Below are 1,988 nucleotides of genomic sequence, written 5' to 3'. Positions count from 1 at the left end.
CGGGGGGTAGAGCGACAAAGCCCGCATTATAATCCTTCTACTTTGATGAAGTCTCCAGATATTGAAATTTTCCCTTTGGCTACTTCCGATTATTTGTATATCAAAGTCAAGAAAGATAGTTTGTCCTTGTTGACTTTTAAAATGTATAATATTATTGGAATACCAATGCCTGTTTATTCCGAGAAATTGGAAGATGGAACTTACCGGATTAATGTAAAAGGGTTGTATCAAGGGCAGTATGTTCTGGTTTTGAATGATCCAGGAAGAAGTTCTAAGCGTTCCTATAAGTTTACCAGGAGTGTGGATAAAGTGAAAAGTGATAATTGAAAGAAATATATAGATGGTTTTTTACTGCTCAAGTGAATTTGGTTGCTTCTAATTTTAAAATATGATTGTTTTTCTACTTTAACCTTTCTAATTCCCCCAACAAAAAAATATTTTAGTTTGAATTCTTTGCCTTAGTCACAATTTCTGTATTGTTTTTTATCCTTTTAGGAAGAAAGAACGATTACATAAATTGACCGCTTTGGCTAAAGAAGCGGCTCATAGGGCTGGAAAGGAAATTTTGAAAGTCTACGAAAGTGATGAATTTGATGTAGAATTAAAGGATGACCATTCTCCCTTGACCAAGGCAGATAAGGCCGCTCACCATGAAATTATAAAAGTTCTGGAAAGTACGGATTTGCCGGTATTATCAGAAGAAGGTAGGGAGATCCCCTTCGAGGAAAGAAAGGAATGGGACTATTTTTGGATGGTTGATCCTTTGGATGGGACTAAGGAGTTTATAAAACGAAATGGAGAATTTACAGTTAATATAGCTTTAATTCATGGACAGAAGCCTATCATGGGAGTTGTTTACACTCCCGTCCTTAAAAAGTTATATTAGGGAGGAGTTGGTATTGGAGCATTTTTACAAGAAGAGGGTGGACTTACTCAAAAATTGCAGTATGCTATAGCTAGTGATTTGCAACAATCAGGAATTAGAGTGGTTGCTTCCAGGTCCCATCTCAATCATGAGACCCAATATTTTCTAAATAAACTGAAGGAACCCAAAATATTATCCATGGGTAGTTCTTTAAAATTTATGTTGTTGGCAGAAGGTAAGGCTGATGTTTATCCCCGTTTTGCTCCCACCATGGAATGGGATACAGCAGCAGCTCATGCTATTTTGAATGCATTACAAATCAAGGTCATTGCCCAAAGCAATAAAACGGAACTTGTTTATAATAAGGAAAATTTATTAAATGATTTCTTTTTGGCAGGTGATGTTTAATGAACGGCCATTGTAAAGCCGCAATAATTTTCGTCTCTCCTTTTCAAGAGTTTGAGACTCCATTCCTGAAATTAAGTGTAGCTCAATTGAGATCAAAGAAATAATATTCCTTGCTTCTATGTAGTAGTTTAAAATTTGGATCTTAAAATCAATTACTGCCAACCAGAAACCCCTTTATTCATTAATTTTGTAAATTTTGCTTCAGAGAATTACTTAGCAAAAAGCTGATCTTTATTTTTAAAGGCCTTAAACTCCAAAGAATTTCCCGAAGGATCATAAAAAAACATGGTAGCTTGCTCTCCCACTTCTCCTTTAAAACGGATATAAGGTTCAATAGCAAATTGTATTTCTTGAGCCTTTAGGCGTTCGGCCAATGCTTTCCAGTCTTCCATTTCTAACACAACTCCAAAATGAGGAACAGGTACACCATGTCCGTCTACCTGGTTAGTATGTAATTCGACTTTCATACCTTCTTTAAGGTGGGTGACAAACTGATGCCCAAAGAAATTAAAGTCAATCCAATGTTCATCGCTACGTCCTTCCTTACAACCTAGAACTTTTCCATAAAATTTACGAGCTTTTTCAAGATCATGAACAGGCATTGCCAGGTGAAATGGATTAATTTTTGACATAATTACTTAGTTATTTTTTAATGTTAGGACAGGTAATATAATAAAAGTATAGGAAAAAAAATTCCCCTTGTAAATTACTGATA

Annotated in this window: 2 protein-coding genes and 1 pseudogene; 2 read left to right on the top strand and 1 reads right to left on the bottom strand. The window is 35.3% G+C overall.

The genetic code is table 11. The features are described 5' to 3' along the window. Positions 1–327 (top strand): T9SS type A sorting domain-containing protein (locus E1171_RS23515; protein WP_187696198.1); only part of this gene is annotated, 327 nt, incomplete at its 5' end. A 190-nt stretch (positions 328–517) separates the two neighbouring features. Further along, positions 518–1,273 (top strand): annotated as a pseudogene (gene cysQ, locus E1171_RS02195) (3'(2'),5'-bisphosphate nucleotidase CysQ). 209 nt (positions 1,274–1,482) lie between these two features. On the opposite strand, the gene E1171_RS02190 reads toward cysQ, so the two are convergent. After that, positions 1,483–1,905, bottom strand: a complete 423-nt coding sequence (locus E1171_RS02190; protein ID WP_155203643.1) for a VOC family protein — start codon at positions 1,903–1,905, stop codon at positions 1,483–1,485. Between the last annotated feature and the right edge of the window lie 83 nt (positions 1,906–1,988).

It is taken from the genome of Xanthovirga aplysinae, assembly GCF_009711365.1.
GTDB classification, from domain to species: Bacteria; Bacteroidota; Bacteroidia; order Cytophagales; family Cyclobacteriaceae; genus Xanthovirga; species Xanthovirga aplysinae.
This window is presented reverse-complemented; position numbering and strand designations above follow the sequence as displayed.

Coding starts and splice junctions, on each gene's coding strand:
- E1171_RS02190 (WP_155203643.1), bottom strand. CDS start 1,905: ATGTCAAAAATTAATCCATTTCACCTGGCAATGCCTGTTCATGATCTT.